This is a genomic window from Acinetobacter schindleri (genome assembly GCF_010918895.1).
Taxonomy (GTDB): Bacteria; Pseudomonadota; Gammaproteobacteria; order Pseudomonadales; family Moraxellaceae; genus Acinetobacter; species Acinetobacter schindleri.
In genome coordinates, this window is record NZ_CP044484.1 from 33325 (window position 1) to 54007 (window position 20683).

Annotated in this window: 16 protein-coding genes and 3 pseudogenes; 9 read left to right on the plus strand and 10 right to left on the minus strand. The window is 45.1% G+C overall.

What is annotated here, in order from left to right:
- Positions 1-124 precede the first annotated feature (124 nt).
- The gene (locus FSC11_RS14985; RefSeq protein ID WP_000286964.1) at positions 125-427 is read left to right on the plus strand and encodes a type II toxin-antitoxin system RelE/ParE family toxin; all 303 of its coding nucleotides are present in this window, start codon (positions 125-127) and stop codon (positions 425-427) included.
- Positions 428-709 (plus strand): addiction module antidote protein, encoded by a 282-nt coding sequence (locus tag FSC11_RS14990; protein WP_000985609.1) that lies wholly within the window; start codon positions 428-430, stop codon positions 707-709.
- Positions 710-788: 79 nt separating this feature from the next.
- On the opposite strand, the gene FSC11_RS14995 is transcribed toward FSC11_RS14990, so the two are convergent.
- On the minus strand, positions 789-1208 hold the full coding sequence (locus FSC11_RS14995) for an SMI1/KNR4 family protein (protein WP_001180106.1): 420 nt from the start codon (positions 1206-1208) through the stop codon (positions 789-791).
- A 162-nt stretch (positions 1209-1370) separates the two neighbouring features.
- On the opposite strand from FSC11_RS14995, the gene FSC11_RS15000 reads away from it, so the two are divergent.
- The 3 genes from FSC11_RS15000 to nadS all read left to right on the plus strand — a co-directional run bounded on the left by FSC11_RS15000 (position 1371) and on the right by nadS (position 3419).
- On the plus strand, positions 1371-2705 hold the full coding sequence (locus FSC11_RS15000; protein ID WP_015060273.1) for an ISNCY family transposase: 1335 nt from the start codon (positions 1371-1373) through the stop codon (positions 2703-2705).
- A 128-nt stretch (positions 2706-2833) separates the two neighbouring features.
- A complete protein-coding gene (locus FSC11_RS15005) occupies positions 2834-3154 on the plus strand; it encodes a type II toxin-antitoxin system RelE/ParE family toxin (RefSeq protein ID WP_000897307.1) in 321 nt (106 codons plus the stop codon).
- On the plus strand, positions 3147-3419 hold the full coding sequence (gene nadS, locus FSC11_RS15010; RefSeq protein ID WP_000369781.1) for a NadS family protein: 273 nt from the start codon (positions 3147-3149) through the stop codon (positions 3417-3419). Before FSC11_RS15005 ends, nadS begins: the two co-directional genes overlap by 8 nt.
- 89 nt (positions 3420-3508) lie before the next feature.
- On the opposite strand, the gene FSC11_RS15015 is transcribed toward nadS, so the two are convergent.
- Positions 3509-4599, minus strand: a protein-coding gene (locus FSC11_RS15015) for an IS4-like element ISAba1 family transposase (RefSeq protein WP_085940648.1) whose coding sequence is annotated in 2 segments (ribosomal slippage) — positions 3509-4059 and positions 4059-4599 — 1092 coding nt in all. Because the reading frame shifts where the segments join, the coding sequence is not laid out codon by codon here.
- Between the two features lie 89 nt (positions 4600-4688).
- Here FSC11_RS15015 and sul2 point away from each other — a divergent pair.
- Together sul2 and glmM are read left to right on the plus strand one after the other, a co-directional pair.
- Positions 4689-5504 carry a sulfonamide-resistant dihydropteroate synthase Sul2 gene (gene sul2, locus FSC11_RS15020; RefSeq protein ID WP_001043260.1) on the plus strand — a complete coding sequence of 272 codons (816 nt, stop codon included), beginning with the start codon at positions 4689-4691 and terminating at the stop codon, positions 5502-5504.
- An 86-nt stretch (positions 5505-5590) separates the two neighbouring features.
- Positions 5591-5833 (plus strand): annotated as a pseudogene (glmM, locus tag FSC11_RS15025) (phosphoglucosamine mutase); the annotation flags it as partial.
- Between the two features lie 235 nt (positions 5834-6068).
- Here glmM and FSC11_RS15035 read toward each other — a convergent pair.
- A pseudogene (locus tag FSC11_RS15035) lies at positions 6069-6899 on the minus strand (IS91-like element ISCR2 family transposase); the annotation flags it as partial.
- A gap of 63 nt (positions 6900-6962) precedes the next feature.
- On the opposite strand from FSC11_RS15035, the gene FSC11_RS15040 reads away from it, so the two are divergent.
- Positions 6963-7667, plus strand: a complete 705-nt coding sequence (locus FSC11_RS15040; RefSeq protein WP_001067784.1) for an IS6-like element IS1006 family transposase — start codon at positions 6963-6965, stop codon at positions 7665-7667.
- A 53-nt stretch (positions 7668-7720) separates the two neighbouring features.
- On the opposite strand, the pseudogene FSC11_RS15045 reads toward FSC11_RS15040, so the two are convergent.
- The 7 genes and pseudogenes from FSC11_RS15045 to FSC11_RS15075 all read right to left on the minus strand — a co-directional run.
- A pseudogene (locus FSC11_RS15045) lies at positions 7721-8044 on the minus strand (anti-phage BREX system Lon protease BrxL); the annotation flags it as partial.
- Positions 8045-8073: 29 nt separating this feature from the next.
- Positions 8074-10698 carry a BREX-1 system phosphatase PglZ type A gene (gene pglZ / locus FSC11_RS15050; RefSeq protein WP_163167822.1) on the minus strand — a complete coding sequence of 875 codons (2625 nt, stop codon included), beginning with the start codon at positions 10696-10698 and terminating at the stop codon, positions 8074-8076.
- Between the two features lie 43 nt (positions 10699-10741).
- Complete coding sequence (gene pglX / locus FSC11_RS15055; RefSeq protein ID WP_163167824.1) at positions 10742-14263, minus strand: BREX-1 system adenine-specific DNA-methyltransferase PglX; 3522 nt, start codon at positions 14261-14263, stop codon at positions 10742-10744.
- A gap of 46 nt (positions 14264-14309) precedes the next feature.
- Positions 14310-17990: a BREX system P-loop protein BrxC gene (gene brxC / locus FSC11_RS15060; protein ID WP_163167826.1), complete on the minus strand. Its 3681-nt coding sequence runs from the start codon at positions 17988-17990 to the stop codon at positions 14310-14312.
- 41 nt (positions 17991-18031) lie between these two features.
- Positions 18032-18607, minus strand: a complete 576-nt coding sequence (locus tag FSC11_RS15065; protein WP_005403808.1) for a DUF1788 domain-containing protein — start codon at positions 18605-18607, stop codon at positions 18032-18034.
- Between the two features lie 16 nt (positions 18608-18623).
- Positions 18624-19235, minus strand: coding sequence for a DUF1819 family protein (locus FSC11_RS15070; protein ID WP_127800371.1), 612 nt, complete (start codon positions 19233-19235; stop codon positions 18624-18626).
- Positions 19236-19245: 10 nt separating this feature from the next.
- Entirely contained in the window at positions 19246-20112 is an 867-nt protein-coding gene (locus FSC11_RS15075) for a BrxR family helix-turn-helix transcriptional regulator (RefSeq protein ID WP_127800373.1), read from the minus strand.
- A gap of 208 nt (positions 20113-20320) precedes the next feature.
- On the opposite strand from FSC11_RS15075, the gene FSC11_RS15080 reads away from it, so the two are divergent.
- On the plus strand, positions 20321-20650 hold the full coding sequence (locus tag FSC11_RS15080; protein WP_000506885.1) for a DUF4236 domain-containing protein: 330 nt from the start codon (positions 20321-20323) through the stop codon (positions 20648-20650).
- The last annotated feature ends 33 nt before the right edge of the window (positions 20651-20683 follow it).

The following is a 20683-nucleotide window of genomic DNA, read 5'->3' on the forward strand; positions in this document are numbered from 1 at the left end:
TTTTGGTGCATTAAGAATTTTGATTAACTTAACATAATGGCGGTTATACGAAATTCACCGTTTCGAGCCCCAAATATCAAGTTTATTTCTTGCATAAATGTATCCTATAGGATACATTCTACTTATGTACTCAATATATACCACTGAAGTCTTTGATGACTGGTTCACCAAGTTAAAAGACCAGCAGGCAAAAAGACGCATACAAGTCCGAATTGATCGGGTTGAAGATGGAAACTTTGGAGATACTGAGCCGGTCGGTGAAGGTGTTTCTGAATTACGTTTCTTCTTTGGGCCAGGCTATAGGATTTATTACTGCAAGCAAGGGCAAAGGGTTGTTATTCTTTTAGCAGGCGGAGATAAGTCTACGCAAAGTAAAGATATAAAACTTGCCCTGCAATTGGCACAAGATTTAGAGGAGGAGCTATAAATGGCTATTAAACTTCGCAAATGGGACAGTGCTGAGCATCTTAAAACAGAGGATGATATGCAGGCTTACTTACAAGCATGTATTGAAGAATCTAATGGCGATGCCGCATTCATTGCAAAGGCTTTAGGTAACATTGCAAAAGCTAAAGGAATGGCTCAATTATCACGAGATACAGGCTTAGGCCGAGAAAGTCTTTATAAAGCACTTTCTGGTGATGTTAACCCTAGTTTTGATACTGTGATTAAAGTTGTAAAAGCACTGAATTTACGCTTAGCAATTTAAAAAAAGTTATTAAAAAATGGAGCTTTAGGCTCCATTTTTTAATTTCGTATAAGGTGTATTATGTTAATTTTAGAAATTCTTAATTTCCATCTATCCAAACTTGCTTGATCCAATCTGCTAAATCTTCCCACTGCTCATCGCTATATCCATCTGCTGTCCAATATCTAATTTTATGATTAGGAGATAGGCAATAATAACTACCATTATCTTCACAAATAGGTAGCCAATCTTCTGGCAGACCTTGCTCCCTAGCATCATTTAATATCTGAGATAGCCCTCGATAGCATTCTTTCTCATCTGTAAGAGACGCTAATTCAATTGTTCCATAAAAGATATTGCTAATCTCTTTCAAAACTTTTTTATAATCTTTTGGAAAAATAAAACCTATTTTTCGTTCATAAGCAGATATGAAAATATCATCAGGTAGTTCTATGTTTAGACGACTATTCCCAGATAGTTCTTTTAATTCTTGAATAATGTTATCAAGCTTATTTTGCATATACATTCTGCTCTATCGCATTAAAGTTCTTACTACAATTTAACATAATGGCTGTTATGCGAAACGAGATTGTTACTCACCATTCAAAATGTCTATATTCTCACCAATAAAAATGTCTAGTTTATGATGGTTTAAACATCATGGACTGGATATGAAATATAGATGCTGATCACTATGTCTGACAAAGAAATTCAACGTCTTGCTGTTCTGCAAGACGTTCGAGATCATCGTATTACACAAGTCCGTGCTGCTGAAATCCTTAATCTTTCAACCCGTCAAATTACCCGGTTATTACAGAAGCTCAATCAAGATGGTGTTTCAGGTATGGCGCATGCCAGCCGTGGTCAACCTGGCCATCGTCGCCATGATGATTTATTAAAATCAAAATGTCTTTCCATTATTTCCGAACATCTGCTGGGATTTGGACCTACCTTGGCCCATGAGAAGCTCAGCAGCATATTTGACCTGAATATCCCGGTAGAAACGCTTCGGCGCTGGATGACTGCAAATGACCTCTGGATTCCGCGATCCAAGCGCCTTAAACGTCCATATCAGCCACGTTATAACCGTGATTGCTTCGGTGAGCTGATCCAGATTGATGGCTCATATCATGACTGGTTCGAAGGACGCGCTGCTAAGTGCTGTTTATTGGTGTATATCGATGATGCCACTGGAAAGCTGTTGCATCTGCGCTTCTGTGAGGCAGAAACGACCTTCGACTATATGCTTTCAACCCGAGCCTACATTGAACAATACGGTAAGCCTCTGGCCTTTTATAGCGATAAACATTCGGTCTTCCGAGTGAACCAGAAATCGAGCCAGGACAGCAAGATCACGCAATTTGGCCGGATTCTGAATGAGTTAAACATTGATATTATCTTTGCCAACTCACCACAGGCTAAAGGTCGCGTAGAACGCGCGAATAGAACCCTTCAAGACCGTTTGATCAAGGAGATGCGTCTGGAAGGCATCAGTTCAATTGCCGAAGCCAATGCCTGGTTACCCTGCTTTATTGAGCATTTCAACCAGAAGTTCGCCAAGTGTGCGCGAAATTCAAAGAACTTACATCGTCCGCTAACAGAGTCTGATGCTGAGCTGGAGGATATATTCACCTGGCAGGAACCGCGTAAGGTCACGAAGAACCTCACCATCACCTATGACAAGTGTATTTATCTGCTTGAACCGACAGAGCTGAATCATAAGCTTGTTGGGCAATACATTTCATTTCTGGAGTACCCGGATGGCACTGTGGCGATCATGCATGAAGGACGGAAGATCAACTATAGTGTCTTCAATAAACTGGCTGGACTACAGCAGAATGAAGTGGTTGAGAATAAAAGATTAGGCTCGGTTCTGGCGCATATCCAGCAACAGCATGAAGAGTTGGAAAAACAAAATAAACGTTCCCGTCTCAAGAAAAGTATGCCGAGTCGTAAAGCTCAGAAAGCGGTTATTGAACAAAGAAATTTAAATCCTGTGCTTGACTCTTGCAGTTAAAAACAGGACATTTTAAATGGTTTATCGCATAGACATTTTAATTGGTGAATAACAGAGATCTACCAGCTCTCGTTTTTTGTTATGGAAACTGCTAAAATTCAAATACGCCATTGACGTATAAAGAGTCCATGTTATTTATTGAAACCAGCATCTTTACCAAGCAAATTAAAGACCTTGTATCTGATGAGGAATATCGTCAACTTCAGCAAGATCTTTTGGTACAGCCTGATAGAGGTGACCTAATCAAGAATGGCGGTGGTATTCGCAAAGTACGTTGTGCTCAAGGTAACAAAGGGAAAAGTGGTGGGATACGGGTGATTTATTATTGGGTCACCGAGGATGATCAGATCTTTTTCTTAGTGGCTTATCCAAAATCAGTAAAAGATAATTTAACAGATAAGGAAACCGCCATTCTGCACCAACTCGTGAAGGAGCAATTTCATGGATAACAACTTATTTGATGACTTGGTTGCTTCAATCAAAGAAGCTGGAGCTATCAAACGTAAAGAAGTTAAAGCAAGCCGAGTTACAGAACTCGAATTGCCTGATATTAAAGAAGTACGTGAAAAAACTGGCTTGAGCCAAAATGAATTTGCTGCACGTCTACATATTAGCCCCCGTACCCTGCAAAATTGGGAACAGGGACGACGCTATCCAACTGGACCAGCAGCTACATTGATTCGAATTTTAGATGCTCACCCAAGCCTTATTTGAAAAAATTACTTAAAAAATGGGAGCTTAAGGCTCCCATTTTTATTTCGTATAAGGTGTATTATGTTAATTTTCTCTGTACACGACAAATTTCACAGAACCCTTATCCTATCAGGATTCTGCTTTCTTAAAATTGCCAAAATTTCCTTAAACTCTTCTTTTTTCCCAAAACCAATTAAACGCTGAATCGCCATTTGAACATAGTCTAAACCATAGCGAAATAAACTCATTGAGAGTCGTCCATGCTTCTTTATTTTTATCGCTTTTTTTTGATTATGTTGCCATTCACCCGTTAAGTAACACCAACAGAAGCTTATAGCTAACACCGCAATCAATTTTTTCACTCGTCTAGGGTCTGTCAAGCGCGTATTTTCAAGATTAAACCCGCGTCCTTTGAGACAACTGAATAAGGTTTCAATTTCCCAGCGTAATGCATAATCCTGAATAGCATTGGCATTAAACTGAGGAGAAACGACGAGTAAAAGCTCTCCATTTTCTAACTGTAGTGCACTTATATATAGTTTCACCCGACCAACCAAAATCCGTCGTTTACGACATTCAATTTGACCAACTTTAAGATGGCGAAATAAATCACTAATTTTATGATTCTTTCCTAAATGATTGGTGACAATGAAGTTTTTTTAACACGAATGCAGAAGTTGATGTCTTGTTCAATTAACCATGTAAACCACTGCTCACCGATAAACTCTCTGTCTGCGAACACATTCACAATACGGTCTTTACCAAAAATGGCTATAAAGCGTTGAATCAAAGCAATACGCTCTTTCGTATCTGAATTTCCACGTTTATTAAGCAATGTCCAAAGGATAGGTATCGCTATTCCACGATAAACGATTGCGAGCATCAGGATATTAATATTTCGTTTTCCCCATTTCCAATTGGTTCTATCTAAAGTCAGTTGCACTTGGTCGAATGAAAACATATTGAAAATCAACTGAGAAATTTGACGATAATCAAAATACTGACCTGCAAAGAAGCGCTGCATACGTCGATAAAATGATTGTGGTAAACACTTGATGGGCAAGGCTTTAGATGCAGAAGAAAGATTACATGTTTGCTTTAAAATAATCACAAGCATGATGAGCGCAAAGCACTTTAAATGTGACTTGTTCCATTTTAGAGATTTGTTTAAGATAAGATATAACTCATTGAGATGTGTCATAGTATTCGTCGTTAGAAAACAATTATTGTGACATTATTTCAATGAGTTATCTATTTTTGTCGTGTACAGAGATTATTATAGAAGCCCCCATGAATAAATCGCTCATCATTTTCGGCATCGTCAACATAACCTCGGACAGTTTCTCCGATGGAGGCCGGTATCTGGCGCCAGACGCAGCCATTGCGCAGGCGCGTAAGCTGATGGCCGAGGGGGCAGATGTGATCGACCTCGGTCCGGCATCCAGCAATCCCGACGCCGCGCCTGTTTCGTCCGACACAGAAATCGCGCGTATCGCGCCGGTGCTGGACGCGCTCAAGGCAGATGGCATTCCCGTCTCGCTCGACAGTTATCAACCCGCGACGCAAGCCTATGCCTTGTCGCGTGGTGTGGCCTATCTCAATGATATTCGCGGTTTTCCAGACGCTGCGTTCTATCCGCAATTGGCGAAATCATCTGCCAAACTCGTCGTTATGCATTCGGTGCAAGACGGGCAGGCAGATCGGCGCGAGGCACCCGCTGGCGACATCATGGATCACATTGCGGCGTTCTTTGACGCGCGCATCGCGGCGCTGACGGGTGCCGGTATCAAACGCAACCGCCTTGTCCTTGATCCCGGCATGGGGTTTTTTCTGGGGGCTGCTCCCGAAACCTCGCTCTCGGTGCTGGCGCGGTTCGATGAATTGCGGCTGCGCTTCGATTTGCCGGTGCTTCTGTCTGTTTCGCGCAAATCCTTTCTGCGCGCGCTCACAGGCCGTGGTCCGGGGGATGTCGGGGCCGCGACACTCGCTGCAGAGCTTGCCGCCGCCGCAGGTGGAGCTGACTTCATCCGCACACACGAGCCGCGCCCCTTGCGCGACGGGCTGGCGGTATTGGCGGCGCTGAAAGAAACCGCAAGAATTCGTTAACTGCACATTCGGGATATTTCTCTATATTCGCGGTTCAGCAGGCATGTCCCCTTTGAGGGCGACCCGACGACAGGATAATCGACCTTATGGTGCGCAAATATTTCGGCACAGACGGTATTCGTGGCAAAGCCAACGAAGGCGCGATGACGGCGGAAACCGCCTTGCGCGTCGGCATGGCGGCTGGCCGTGTCTTTCGTCGCGGTGACCACCGCCATCGTGTCGTGATCGGCAAGGATACGCGCCTGTCGGGCTATATGCTTGAACCCGCGCTCACAGCCGGTTTCACCTCGATGGGCATGGACGTATTCCTTTTTGGCCCGCTGCCGACAACGTATAGGAAGAATAAACGCCCTTTTCACCCAAGTCCAACAGCTTTGGACCGCAGTTGACTCTTTCGACACCCCTGCGATGCAACCCAATCCGGCTGACGGGGAGCCAGCAACGCTGAAAATTTACCCTCCTCTTTCCCACTAGCGGCTCCTTTTCCGACAACCAGCACGGCGGATCCCTGCCGCGGCGCTGTGAACGCAGCATTTTGATTGGTATCGTTGGCCTTCAGGCTCGTCAGTCAAACAGACCCAGGAGCAGCTCAGCCGGTGGCGCCCGGCTTTCGGGTAACGCCCTGGTCCCGCTGGTTTCGGCTTTGTGCTTCAGGTGATCAAGGATCTGCTTGATCACTATAGGGTCTTCAATGCAGGCGATGACTTTCATGGCGCCGCCGCAGCCGCTGCAGGTCTCGATGTCGATATTGAAAACACGCTTGAGCCGTTGCGCCCATGTCATCGACGCTCGCCGTTGTGCTGGTGTTGCCGGTTCATCAGCCACCCTGACCTTGTTGCCCCTGCCCCGTTTTGCCGGCGTGACCAACGCCCGGTGCCGACTGTTGGGTGCGAACACCCCGTGGAAGCGGGTTAGGTTGACTCTGGGCTTCGGTACCAGGGCGGCCAGCCTTGCAATGAAATCCAATGGTTCGAAAATGACGTGCGTGGTGCCGTCCCGGTACGGCGTCTTGAGCTGGTAGCGCACGTTGCCGCCTCGTGTTAACGACAGCCGCTTCTCGGATACCGCCGGGCGGCTGATGTACCGGCACAGCCGTTCGAGCTTCTTGCGTTCATCGGCCCTGGCCGCCACGCCGGCGTGCAGGCTGGACCCGGCTACCTTGCCAATCCCGTCACCGAACGGATCACCACTGGTCGGCAGAGTTTGCAAAGTGAACACCTTTCGCCCCGCCTGTGAACCGACAGCGATACGGTAAGTGATCGAGTGCCCCAGCAGGGGTGTCATCGGGTCGTCATCCACCGCATCCGAGGCCAGATAGCTGTTTTCGACATCCCGTTCCAGCAGGCCTTGCCGTTCCAGATAGCGACCCACCCGGTGGGCGATGGTGTGCGTCAGCGGCACTGTTGCAAATAACCACGAATGGTAAGCTGAAGACTGTTTTAGCTAAAGGTGCAGCATATGAATCCTTTCCATGGTCGGCATTTTCAGGGCGAAATCATTCTTTGGGCTGTGCGCTGGTATTGTAAATATGGCATTAGCTATCGTGAACTGCAGGAAATGCTGGCCGAACGGGGTGTGAATGTTGATCACACGACTATTTACCGTTGGGTTCAACGTTATGCTCCTGAAATAGAAAAACGTTTACGCTGGTATTGGCGTAATCCTACAGATCTGAGCTCGTGGCATATTGATGAAACCTATGTAAAAGTGAATGGACGATGGTCTTATCTGTATCGTGCAGTCGATCAACGTGGCGATACCATTGATTTTTATCTTTCTTCTAGACGTAATACCAAATCAGCATATTGTTTTCTTGGAAAAATTTTAAATAATGTGAAGAAGTGGCAAATTCCACAAGTGATCAACACGGATAAAGCACCCACATATGGACGTGCTTTATCACGGTTAAAACGGGAAGGTAAATGTCCACCAGACCTTGAGCACAGGCAGATTAAGTATAAAAATAACGTGATTGAATGTGATCATGGCAAGCTAAAGCGGATCATCAGGGCCACATTAGGATTCAAATCTATGAAGACGGCTTATGCCACAATTAAAGGTATTGAAGTCATGCGTGCACTACGTAAAGGACAAGCATCGTCATTTTATTATGGTCAGCCTCAGGGTGAAGTGTGTCTAATCAACAGGGTTTTCGGTCTCTAAGTACTTTTTAAAGGGAACATCATCGACTCAAATCTCTATTTGCAACAGTGCCCGTATTTGTCCTTACGCTCATTCAGCTTTACGGTCACCCGATCAATGACCTTATAACTGCCACGTTCACGAACCAGGGATTTCACCTTCTCAGCTTCATCAGGTCGTACATAGTTCTCTGCCAGAACCGTCTTTACGTTACGTAGTCCCTGTTCAATGATCTCTGGATCATCCGAGGCACAGTACATCCCTAGCAGGTATTCGAGGACATAGACCGGGACATTGGCCCCTTCTTTGATCAATTTAGTCAGATCCTTACGTACCACCCGCCCAGCAAAGTGTTCATTCAGCAGCTGATCCAGTTCTTTATCGTTAGCAGATTCCATGTAGGCTACGCTCTATCGTTAATTCGTTATTAGAAGAAATCATCGGTAAATGCCAAATCAATAGTGACCTTATAGCGTTGCATCTCGATATTCAGGTCTTTGTCCTTCAGTACCAGGAAGTAATCTTTCTTACGGTCAAAATCAGTGCCAGACAATGACAGCCTGACCTGCTTGACCCGATCGGCAACAGAATCGGTAGTGCTATCAAAAGTCAAAGTTTCTTCACTGGAAACTTTGAGATCCCCATCATAAATGGCAATGGATAAAGTCACTGGCATGATCAGCTCACTGACAGCTTCAGTTTGCATCAAATCAAACTTCTGGATGTTATTGACCATCTTCAGCGTGGATTTGGTAGAAATGACCTCAACTTTACGCTTGGTCCGCTGTCCAGCCTTTTCACCACGTAGCTGTTTTACAGTCAGTACCGGCACCACAATTTCCTGAGGCATGATGCCGCCATGCACAAAACGTGAGCCTCCTACAAAATGGAAACGGTTCGCCCCTTTTGGAATCCAGAAATCAGTCGCAGATAGTGTGCCTGCCGTAGCTTGGGTTGAGCCTTTCCATGCTTCCTTGCTCTCTGGTAAACCATGCCCAATCACATAGCGTTTTTTGCTCTTCAATGTATTGGTAGGTTTTTCAGTCAAGCTTGAACGATCCGCAGATTCCAGTTTACTTTGCTGGAACAAGAAGCCATGGTCGGCTGTAATCAACAGGGTGGAAATATTGAAGTGCATTAAAATTTTACGGCTGAGTTCAGTCAGCTCTTCAATAGCATGTTCCACCGCCATAAAGGTCTCAGATTCTGTCGAGGCACTGTCACCGCGTGCATCAATCACGTTGTGATAAACGTAAATCAGCTCATAGTCTTTCAGCGCTTCACGGCCTTCATCACGCGACCAGCCTTTTACCATTTCAGCGGTTACTGCCAATCCATTATAGGTAGCCAGAATTTTGGATCGTGCTGCAGTACCTTTGCTAGATTGCCCATCTACTAAAACATCATCCCCTGCGGCCTCTTTGTACTCCAAAGTCTGATGCGGCAACAACGAGGCCATGCCAAGTGTGGTGTAACTTGGTACGACACCCAGCTGTGAAGACAAGGTCGCTTCAGAATAACGCTTTTCATTAATACGATCACGCAGCTCTACCGCAGCTTCATAGCGAAAAGCATCACTGATAATTACCACAATACGGCGTTTCGTTGCAGAACTGAGTAAGGGTCTGACGTGAGTATCGTAGAAGTTCTGCTGATTTGGGATATCTGCCACTTTCCAGACATTCAAGCGTTGCTCAGCTTCTACACGCTCACCCCAGTTACGTGCCAAGTGGTCAATAAACCAGTAGGAATAGCAATTTTCGACTTCTTCATCGAGTTTTTTCAGGATATCGACATGAGCGCGTTGAGAAGCAGCACTGTAGTGGCGATAGGCCATATCAAAGCGATACAACTCCTGCTCGTAGGCTTTATACAAGGCTTCGCTAGAGTCGAAATAGAAACCGGCATCAAACAGCAGTCGCAGGCTGAACAGCTCAATCGCTGCCTGCAACGCTGTATAGACGGTACGGTATTTACGGCGGGTTGCATCGTCCTTATGTTTGGAAGCCCAATAGCCATCCAGACGGGTAGAAATAATCGTTCTGAAATGTTCCAGTTCAGCTTTGGCTGCTGCAGGGATATGACTGGCCAAATCAACAATGATCTTTTGTTCAATTACTTCAAAGGTCATGACATCGAGCAGCTGCTCCAGATCAAAGGCCCCGACCTTTTCTTGGATCCGCAGTGCATTGGCCACGGTCTGGGAGAGTGTGTCGAAGGTTGGGTAGTATTTGGAGCTGTCTCTCCAGCGCGACAAAAAGGCTCTGGCTGTTGCACGGGAGCTGACGGATGACATCACCAGTTCTTGAGCCCATAGCGGTATATCGCCCAGACTTTCACAGAAACCTGTGCTCATCAAACGGATAAAGAACGTACCGAGCTTGAATGGTGCTTCCCCATTCAATTCTTCAACCGATGCTGGATAACCAATTTCCGCCTGTAATGCTGTGACTAAAGCTGGCACCAGTTGGAATTTTTCCAGTTCAGCAAAGGAATCTGGATTCACTTCCAGGCTCAGATTCTGCTGTACCATTTCATCTGCCAGCGCCAGAACAATATGCATCAGCTCGGCACTGTCAGCCTTGACCACGGCCGCAATCATCGCCATATCCAGATCCTGTGCATCTGCATCAGGCTGGATATAGCGTTTTAAGGTGCTCAGACGCGCTTTGGCTTTGAGGAACTCTTCACGTTTGGCCAGATGTTCTCTTAAACTTTGTTGTTGTAAACCGAGCTCATTGAAAATAATCGAGAAACGATCGGCATAGAAGCTGCGTGAATAGAGCTTGATGTCCAGTAACCAGTCTTTTTCGGTTTCAGGCTCAGAGCTTGGGAAATACAGCAAGTATTTGCCCTGCTGGTCTTCCAGTTCCAGTTTAAGCTTAATCGCAAGGCTGGATTCTTCTGCCATATTCAGAATCTGGACATCATTTAGCTCTAGGGCTTTGATTTCTTCAGTAAATGACTGTTCTGCATCGTACCAAAAGACAATTCGATGCTGTTCAGTATAAAAGGCTTGTTCCAGGCCTTGCTGTAGTTGACTTAAGTTCATGCAACCACCTCTGCATGATCTAGTGTGGAAGAAAAGCTATTCATCACTTTTCCCCCGTCACTGCTTTCACTTCAGCCAACAAGTCCCCAAACTTGCCGTAGTTCACTTTCACCCCATCATCTAGATCCAGCGAAATACGCTGATCGGCATAGTGACGCAGTTTTTCCTCAAAGCTACTCAGTTCAGCCTGTTGTTTATGTAAGTTCTGTAATTCTTTCTCTTTACGTTTAATTTCAGCAGCAGAATCACTGTTTTCTATTTCACTTTGCAAAGAATTAACCATAGCGGACATTTTGGAAATCAGTGGCATCACGTATTCGGTACGCATACGCGCCAAGGTACTTTCGTTATAACGGTGCAAGTACACCAACGCCTGGAAAGCCCCCTGTTTGCCACTGCTGAATAACCAGTAGATCGGGCGCTTTTTATAGGTCTGCATGTGGTCTTTATAGAACTTGCTGGCGAGGTAACGGCGAATGGTGTCTTCAGCTGTTTCGTTGGCTTTTTTATCCAAGCTTTCTGCCAGCCACTGCATATTGGCATCCAGCGTGTCTTTACCCCAAACCGCAGTTAAGAACTCTCGGATACGATGGGTTGCATCATCTTCAAACCAGTGCATTTCAGTCAATGGAATAATGCCGTCTGCATCGGCTGGAAATGTTTGATAACGGCTGGCATCAAAGTCTTGATTGCCTGCATGGGCATAGATCAGACCTGATTCATCCATGCTATAACGTCCCATCATGCAACCAATTGCATAAGACACTAAACGCTGGCTATCTTTTTCACGGTCGGCACGGGTGAGGGTAATTTGCTCATCGGGTACATCTGGTGTCAGTTCATCCTGTAAACCATAAGCATCAATAAATAGCTTGTTGTTTTCTTCTTCCAGACATTTCATTTCAGCGACGGCGGCAGCATTTTGTTGCTGCCAGGTATTAAAGGATTGCTCTAAATTTGGTTGTTGAGTTTGGATTATTGGGTTCTGACTAAAATCCCATGAGGTTTCGTAAGAGTCCCAATCCTGTTTAGATATATTTACAATTTTTTTTACAATTTCTCTAACATCTACTGCAACAAATGGGATTTTAGCAATATCACCAGGATTAGCATTCAAAGACGGACTTAGAGCCTTAAGTGTGTACTCTGTTATATTTGAATTTAAAATTCCCAATGCAATATTGTTATCTATGGTGCTATTACCGTTAAAGAAGATTGCATTTGAAGCTGAACTAAATAAGAAACCTTTAGGAAGATATCTTATAGAAAAGAAAGAACTTGTAATAGATGTCCAAGACAGACCCTCATTAAAAATATACTCCAAATTTAAATTTACAGCACGAATACGATTTTCCTTATCATGCTTTTCTGTTTGTAAAATTTGGCCGTCTTTTTCCCAATTAACTACATCATTATAATTTCCGTACCATTTTCTATATTCACCACCATTTGCGTAAGGAAACCATTTTTTGGTCGAAGATCTGGCGTCTTTTCTACTCATTCCAATTCCCATTTTTTCAAATGGTATTTCAAACCAGCTTCGAACAAATTTCTCATTCAATCCTGTAGCCATTCCCTTACGGGTAATTGAATCGTGACCAATAGCTTTACCTTGACCAATGGTTTTTATGAATTTGTTACTAAGCCAATAAGCCAAAGGACTACCTGGAATTTTTTTAAAGTCATCTTGAATCGTTGAATCAAAGCGATTTAGTCCTGCTTTTAATTCATTTTCTTTTTGATTCTGCTCTGTATCCACAAGTCGAAAAAATACAGGTTTAAATCCATTTAAGTGTGTACCTTGCATCACAAATGCAGTCGCTTGTACAACTTCACCCGAAATTTCAGGAAATGCTCGTGCACCTAAATGCGCCATAGTTTGAATTGTACGATCTTGTAAAATCTTTTCACGCATCGCTTCATAAGAGGACAGGAACATCCAGCTTTGCATGGTCACCATGCTATTAAAGCCATTATTCTTGCACCATTCAAAACCACGCTCAATAAACATGGCAAACAGGTCTGACTTGCTGTCTGGGAATTGCTTTTTGGCAAAATCTTTCAGTGCTGCATTCATGCCTTTACCACCCATATACGGCGGGTTCGCAATCACTGCATCATATTGTTTTGCGAGTAATTTAGCTTGCTGGACTAAAGGCAATAACTCTTGTGCTGACTGCTGCGCAAAAATATCCCCTGACTCTAATGCTGTATTGAGCTTGGTTTCTAAATCAAGCAATTTTTTAGCAAATGCTGCTGGAATTTGAATCAAAGACCCAAAGTTCGAAGCATATTCAAATAAATCCAGTAACTCTTTTAAATCCGCCTGCGCAATACCAGTACTTGCCAAGTCCTGACTGAATGCTTCCAAACGCTCAGGCTGACTATCCCGCAACGCAATAATATTCAGCTTCGGTGGATTACTAAATAAACGGCGGTCATCCTCACGTGCTTTCATCAATAGCGCAAAACTCGCCAATTGTGCCGCACGGGTATCGATATCAATCCCGTACAAGTTCTTTTCTAGAATCAACCGTGGAATATCTCGGCTGCGGTAACCACGTTCCAAATAAATGGCTTTTAAGCAATCGTAGGCTTCCACCAGAATATGCCCCGAACCACAGGCAGGATCGAGTACCGTAATGCTTTCAGGATTTAAGGTATCGCCATCTTCACTGATCCGTACATCAATCAGCTGTTTTAACTGGGCATTGACCTCATCCGTCTGTTCCGCCGGCTGAATATAGTATTCCCATTCACTGGCCAGCGTACTATCAGGCTGTGCCATCATCCATAAACGACCAACACTGTTCTGTACCAGGTATTTTACAATCCAGTTTGGGGTGAAGAGTTGTGTCGCTGCAGGAATATCTTCACTCTTGACGACTTTACCAATCACCTGATCTTTCTTTTCAGAAATATAGAACTGATACAGCCAGCCAATAATCTGTACGTCCGACCAGTCTTCTTCCGGAATGCTGCTCACCAAATCACGGATCAATGAGTCAGTTTTGGTCAGGTTATCCGGTAATAACAGTTCTGACTCATCAGACACCTGTTCGAACAGGAGTGGCATGACCTGATTCAACGCATGACACTGCGCCAGTAACAATTCACGATAGAGTTCTTCGTCTTTATTGCCATCCAGCTTGAGTTCAGCCACACGGCTGGCATCTAAACCCGGTAGATCAATGTCCAGACATTCTTCCAAAATCTGCGGCAAGCCTGCACTACCATCGGCACTGCTCAGCACACGGCGACCATGATCCAGTAAGCCTTTGCATTCCATGTAGCGAATGGCACAGAGACGGTTAAACCAACTGTAAGCGATATAATCAATCGTCTGCTCAAAACTGCTGGTTTGAATGCGTTTGATCAGCTTCTCACGTGGTTTCATGACTGATAGCGGAAAAACCTGATCGCCAATCAGCAGCAAATCCCCTTTCTGTTCTGCCGGTAAAATGCTATCTGCGGTGATGCCATATTTGGCGGCCTGCTTGCGCATCGCTGCGATAAAATCGTTACGTGCTTGCGGTGCGTATTTTTTAATATTACTGGTATTCATGTTTAAACCTTTAATCAATGACTGATGCCGATATCCCTAACCCAAGTTAGCGGATACGCACACGCTTTTTATCACTCACAATTTTTTTCAATTCAGCTTTGAGTGCGTCTACAAACTGATCCACTGATTCTTCTGTTTCCAGATAGACACTACTTGAACTTTTGCTGTAAATGCTGGCGACATCGACTTCGACAACAGGTTTCGGTGGCACTACGGCGGTCGCAGGCTGCACCGAACTCACAGCAGGTGCTGATGTAGCTGGGCTGGAGGTGGTTGTAGTGTTGGTTACACTCTCGGCTTTGCTCTGAGCCAGTTGTGCCGCTTTGGCCTGACGCTGGATTTCCGCCTGAACTTCGCTTTCCAACTCATACAAGGCTTCATCAAAACGCTCGACGGCGGTTTGGGTTTGCAGCATATAGATGGTGGATAGGCTAGTTTCCACTTCAATATCCGTTTTCAGCAGTTGTAGTGGGCGTAATAGCTTGTTACTCAATTCAGCGGTAGCGATACCACTGTTTTTAATCTCGGCTTCCAGCTGCTTGATTTTGTCATCAATGTGTTCTATCGCCTGATTGCGCTTCTCAGTCAGCAATTGCTCATTGACGCTTTCCACTGTACGAACTAAATCAGCGACTTTATTTAACAGGCCATAAGGCGATTCGAGGGTGGCAATACGATGTAATTCAGAGAGGGCTTTTTTTGCCACATCATCACTGCCCAGCGCCTGTTTGTTTTTCTCAAAATGACGTAAGGCCTGTTGCAGTTGCTGCCAGCTCGGCATCTGGTTGGTGAAGAACTCATGAATATCACGATAATCTTCTTCCAGATCCAGATAGTCGTCCTTGTTCTCGACCACGGCCTTAAAGAAATCGAAGCTGTCGCTATTGGCCAGCAGACGTTCCAAAGTCAGAATCGACTTTTCAATCACTTTCTTGCCCGGGAACTGCCCGACATCAGTTTTACTCTTATACGACTTAAAGTTACCTAACCATGTCTTAAAATTCTGGGTATAGAATTCAAACAGCTCTTTTTCGGTCGCTGGTCCCATGGCCGAGAATAGGTCTTGGGTGAGTTGGCGTGCCTGTTTCAACACCTGATCATCAGTCTGGCGTTTTTTAATGATCGACACATCACGGCGACGACGGCTGTTTTGTAAAGGCTCAAAGGCCTCTTTCAACTGTAAGCTGCCGCCATTTAACTGCAGAGAAATCCGCCCCATCGCAGCCAGCTGACCTACCAGCAGTAAAATCTCGGCATCTGGCCAGCCATAAGGGCGTTTGGCAAAACGATCTATCACATCCGAGACCAGAATACGCTCTGTACCAGTGGCCCGTAGTGCAATGTACTGCTCTACTTCCTGTAGGGCTTTCGGATTGCTTTGACCGCCATCCAGAGACAATCCGAGTTGCGCCATATCATCAACAGTCAAGACGGCGTTCAGTTCACGCCAGGCATCCTGCTGATAGACCTGCAAATAGCTCAGTTTGGTATAAGTGTTTTCCAGCAGATAACGACAAGCCTCATCCAGCTTGGTGGTTGGACTTGAAGATGAAAGTTGTAGATGTTGACCCAAGGCATAACTTTCCGCGTCCAGCAACATTTCTTCGACCCGGGCACGCAGACGTTTTTTACGCTCCTGATTCTCACGGCCACGGTCTGCCAGAATACGGGTGATATCGGATTGGGTACCATCATCATTTAAGCGGATGAATTTATTGGTTTTCAGCCAGGTGCGCAGTTCATTAAAGAACTGTTTATCGTCTGCCAGTTTAAACAGTACCTGCCCTTCGGCCTCGGCGCTTTTACCAATACAGTAAGCTTCAGTATAGAGGTTGTATTCCGTATCCAGCGGAGAAATGATTTCGACTTTCAAATCACTCTCATACTTGCCATCCAAGCTATGGCTATCCAGAAAACGTCCAATCTGATAATCCATCTTGTTGGCTTGATGGCGGTATTTGTTCTGATCCCGCAGTAAATCTTTAAAGATCAGATTAGCTAACTCTTTATTTTCTTCTGAAGCCGCTAAGTCTGTGGCTTTAATTTTACGGGTGATATCGCGTTCTTCATTGGTCAGGAACAGGAACTCGTCACCATTCCTCGTAATCAGGCTCTCTTTTTCCAGACGCAGTAGGCTTTCTTCAATCCGCTTGCGTAATGCCAGCTTATCTTCATCAATTTTCTCAATCGACAAAGTCACCAGGTTATCCAAGGTACCTTTGATGATATCGACATAGCGGATCATGAACAGGGTACGCAGCATCTGCACATCAAAACCATCCAGGGTCTTATTCTGCCCTGCCTGGTCGATGGTACGCTTCACTGCTGTATCCAGGAAGCCTTCCACTGAAGTATAAAAGCGGTGGAAAGGAACCAGGGCACCGACTTCATCTGTAGCAATCGCATTCGCGGCCATCTGGAACGCATCCAACATGGACCGTTCACCATAGGCCAGGTGTGCACCGGTCGCACCGACCTTACGGATTTCTTCAAAAACTTTCTGCACCAGCTGGAAATGGTACGGCGCAAAAGGATAGTTATTGATAAAGCTGTCTGGACCCTCATAGTTCTTGAGTGTTGGGCCTGAACGGTCAAAGGTGATCTGGTTTTTTAAGATATCGCCCTTTTGCTCAAACACTGATCTGAGCAGTGCTTCAGCTTCCGGGGTTTTACGTAATAAACGTTTCTGGATGACTTCATCGGTATTTGAACTGGACAGTGATAACCGGGTTTTAAAACGTCCAGCAATCTTGGAGAAGTCATTGGCTTTTGAAGAAGACATCTCACCTAAAACAGCATCGATGTCTGCCTGCGAGGTGACGATAATCCAAGCGCGGCCTTTACAGATCGTACCCAAGTTTTCAGTAATGGTTTGCAGTGTCAGCATCAAGCGGGTATCGCTGCCAATAAACTGCCCCACTTCATCGACCAAGAACAACATGCGTTGCTGGGGTCCTTTGCTGTCCAGGTATTCTTTCACCCACTGACAGAAGTTTTCGACCGAAACACTAAAGGTCTGCTCAGAATCCTCAAACCACTTGTGTGCAGCTTCAGCGGATAGGTTGAGGGCTTGGGAAATCGCGGTTTCGACATCATCCTGATAGAACTGATAGCCGTCACGCTCCTCTAGCCAGGACATGCCGCTGGATTCCTCAAACGCCTGTTTAAAGCGTTCGTAGACACCTTTCTGGCTCAGGTGACGTTCCATATGGGCAATATGTGGATGGTCAGCACTAAAACCCTGATACTCGTTAAATACACGTAAAAACACATTCAGGATCGGATTGCCATCATCATTGGAGCTGGCTTTACTGTCGATGTTAAACAGGATGACATCGGCATGATGGCTGACGGCCTTGCTAATATCGGCACGGATAAATGCATCGCGGATTTTGTTTTCATCAAAGAATTCTGCAGCACTGCGTTCGTTACCTTCCGCATCGCGTGCCACTTTATTGGCCAGAATATACGACAAGGTTTTCAGGAAGTGTGATTTACCTGAACCAAAGAAGCCCGAAATCCATACGCCAACACGATTGGCAATCGAAGGATCGCTTAGGTCTGTGCCATAAGACTGGAAAAAGTCCCGAAAATGCTTTTCCAGTTCATTGGTGACCACATACTCATCGAGTTCCTGATAAACCGTGGTATTGTCATTCTGGTCTGCTTTTACGACCCCGTTAATCGCACGATCTAATGGCTTGTAAAAAAGTTCTTTAATGTTCATCTCAACCAACTCCCCCGAATTTTTATTTCTATTTGCCGTGTTTAAGGCACTAATCTGAATGCTCTGTAGTAATTATTGCTTGGAATTTTTCCAAATAAACTCATCGCTTGACCGTCGTAATAACCTGGGTAAAACAGCACCACTGGCTTATGCCCCAGTAACGAATGCAAACTGTTTAATAAGTGATGGGCACGTAACAGTGGCCAAACCGACCCTACCCCAGTCATCAACACAATATCTTGCGCATTGGTGGCATATTTACTCACCAGATACGGCGCGAACTTATCCATATGCAGTGGGCCCTTTAAGGCTTTGAGCAGCGCTTCATCGCCTTTGGCTTTTTGCATTTGAATGGCTTTATCGATGAAGTTACGCTCAGCCAGATAATCCACCACGGCTTGCAGCAGGTTGATATTCACCACCTTCAGCTGACTGTGTTTTTTCTCCAGCATCCCTTCGAGAAAATGCAAATATTCGCGCACTTTCAACTCATCTTCAGGCGCATAATCAAAAATCCAGAAGCCAATTTCATTGCCCAATCCTTGTCCAGTGAGAAACTCAGTGGAAAGAATTCGCTCTGGAATCTGGTTCAGACGCTCATGTATTGTTTGACTCATTGCTGCCCCTCTACAACTACCGCGTCCATAGCGACACTTCCATAGATCTTTTAATGCGTTGTTTATAATGTTCTTCCAACAGGCTACGCAGCTCTGCTCTGACGATCACACGCTGCAACTCCAGCTTACGGGTACTTTTTAAGTAACCGGCTTCTGCCAGCATGCGAAACACCACCTGCCCCATTTTTTTCTTGCTGGACTCTTTCCATTCACAGATATCAGGATCGCGTTGCGAACGCTCATCCAAAAAATCTGACCAAATATAGCTATCCAGGTATTGAGCCTGGGAGATATAGGCCTCTCTCATCACCGTTTCCATAAACTCAAGCAGCAACAGGTTGCGTTCCAGTGCCCCACAAAAAGCCACCTGAGTCGCCAGTTCATCATCCCCATCCCGCAAAGCTTTCCAGAAATCAGGCTCTAAGCGCTCCAGACGCTTACGAATAGCGGTGGCATTGCGTTGAGCTGAGGCTGCGGTTCTTTTTTGCAGAATATTGTCAACCTGAATGGCCTGATGCCATTGTTCTGGAGTCGCCTCTCGTAATAACAGATCCGCGATCAGCCGGCTTTCACGCACCATCAGTGAGCCACCAATTAGGTCACTGTCATAATGAAATTGTTCTAACATAGCCAATCTCCTATGAAGCTTGATCAAACAGGTAAGACGACAGCTTTTCGATATCTGAACCTTGTAACACCAAGGGATATTTCAAGGCATCTTCCGCCTCAGCCAGCGTGATCGCGGCCTGATAGCGCTGCAAGGTATAGTGAGCCAGGGCTTTTTTCACCGGAATCTGTAATCTGCCATCAGGCATGCCGAAGTCTTTTTCGACCAGCGCTTTTTGAGCTTCATTCAATTTTGGATTAGGGATCAGCGTCAGTACAATTTCTTCATGCCATTGCTGATCCTGAGCAGGGTCTACTGAGTCAATCGCCACCACAACAGGTGTGCGATCAATTCTGGAGAGTAAAAAGTCCTTAAACTGCTTGCTCTGATGGCAATAGGCACGGACATGCCAGCGAAAACCGGTATACACCAGGGTATGTGGGGAAATCATGCGTTCATGCCACTGTGGATTATGCATGGAGGCATAAATCATTTTTAAAGTACTTTGGTTGCGGCAGGCACGCAAAACTTCCCGAATCACTTCAGGACGTACACTGCGATCAGGTAATTGAACTGCTGCAAGATTCGGTTCTGGCATCGCAATCAGGGCATGCGATTCACTGACCAAGCCCGAGAGCATATTGAGATATTCATTGATATGCGCTGTAGTCAGTACAGGCTGGAAGCTGGCTTTAGGCACATAGCCTTTTACGGAGGGGTCATGAATCAAGGCATCGGGGTTATACAGCGTATTGTAACGCTTGATATCCGCAGAAGCCTGCTGTCGACTCAGCCCAAACCAGCTCATCAAACGATTGGTAACCAAACGACCTTCCCAGTATGCAAGGAGTTCAATGGCTCTCATTCTGAGAAGGACTTCATGCTTATCTGTCGTCATATACCAATCAGTCAATAAATAGCAGTTTTAAGATTACCCTACAGCAAATATACAGTAAACATTTTTGACGGTATTTAAAGGTAGTATTGCAATCACCAGATAAAAAATATACTAGTATCCTGATGATAGCCGTCAAAGTACGATCTCTAGCAGATCATGGATCCTGGTATAGCGCGTGAATTGAGCTAAGTTTTAGAATGAGAGCAATATGGGTTTTAGATTTCGTAAAAGTATTAAATTATTCCCGGGTTTTAAAATTAATCTGACCCATAAAGGCATCAGCAGTGCCAGCATTGGCAAACCTGGTGCTTCTCTAAATATTGGAAAAAAAGGTACGCGAACCAGTGTCGGTATTCCAGGTACGGGACTATCTTACTCTAAACACCAGCCTTACTCTAAAAAGACCCGTGTTCCACAACCGACATCGCTAGAACACACGGAATATAATCCTCAGAATTTAGAACAACCGAAGACAAAGATCTGGCCTTGGATTATTTTTGGAATATTGTGTTTTATGGTGGGTGCCGTCATTTTTTAGCAAGAACAGCACTGTATTTTGATCAAAAAAAAT

What these genes read in the sequence shown, in the direction of transcription:
- FSC11_RS14985 (WP_000286964.1), top strand. Translation starts at nt 125, where the DNA reads ATGTACTCAATATATACCACTGAAGTCTTTGATGACTGGTTCACCAAG.
- FSC11_RS14990 (WP_000985609.1), top strand. Translation starts at nt 428, where the DNA reads ATGGCTATTAAACTTCGCAAATGGGACAGTGCTGAGCATCTTAAAACA.
- FSC11_RS14995 (WP_001180106.1), bottom strand. Translation starts at nt 1,208, where the DNA reads ATGCAAAATAAGCTTGATAACATTATTCAAGAATTAAAAGAACTATCT.
- FSC11_RS15000 (WP_015060273.1), top strand. Translation starts at nt 1,371, where the DNA reads ATGCTGATCACTATGTCTGACAAAGAAATTCAACGTCTTGCTGTTCTG.
- FSC11_RS15005 (WP_000897307.1), top strand. Translation starts at nt 2,834, where the DNA reads ATGTTATTTATTGAAACCAGCATCTTTACCAAGCAAATTAAAGACCTT.
- nadS (WP_000369781.1), top strand. Translation starts at nt 3,147, where the DNA reads ATGGATAACAACTTATTTGATGACTTGGTTGCTTCAATCAAAGAAGCT.
- sul2 (WP_001043260.1), top strand. Translation starts at nt 4,689, where the DNA reads ATGAATAAATCGCTCATCATTTTCGGCATCGTCAACATAACCTCGGAC.
- FSC11_RS15040 (WP_001067784.1), top strand. Translation starts at nt 6,963, where the DNA reads ATGAATCCTTTCCATGGTCGGCATTTTCAGGGCGAAATCATTCTTTGG.
- pglZ (WP_163167822.1), bottom strand. Translation starts at nt 10,698, where the DNA reads ATGAACTTAAGTCAACTACAGCAAGGCCTGGAACAAGCCTTTTATACT.
- pglX (WP_163167824.1), bottom strand. Translation starts at nt 14,263, where the DNA reads ATGAATACCAGTAATATTAAAAAATACGCACCGCAAGCACGTAACGAT.
- brxC (WP_163167826.1), bottom strand. Translation starts at nt 17,990, where the DNA reads ATGAACATTAAAGAACTTTTTTACAAGCCATTAGATCGTGCGATTAAC.
- FSC11_RS15065 (WP_005403808.1), bottom strand. Translation starts at nt 18,607, where the DNA reads ATGAGTCAAACAATACATGAGCGTCTGAACCAGATTCCAGAGCGAATT.
- FSC11_RS15070 (WP_127800371.1), bottom strand. Translation starts at nt 19,235, where the DNA reads ATGTTAGAACAATTTCATTATGACAGTGACCTAATTGGTGGCTCACTG.
- FSC11_RS15075 (WP_127800373.1), bottom strand. Translation starts at nt 20,112, where the DNA reads ATGACGACAGATAAGCATGAAGTCCTTCTCAGAATGAGAGCCATTGAA.
- FSC11_RS15080 (WP_000506885.1), top strand. Translation starts at nt 20,321, where the DNA reads ATGGGTTTTAGATTTCGTAAAAGTATTAAATTATTCCCGGGTTTTAAA.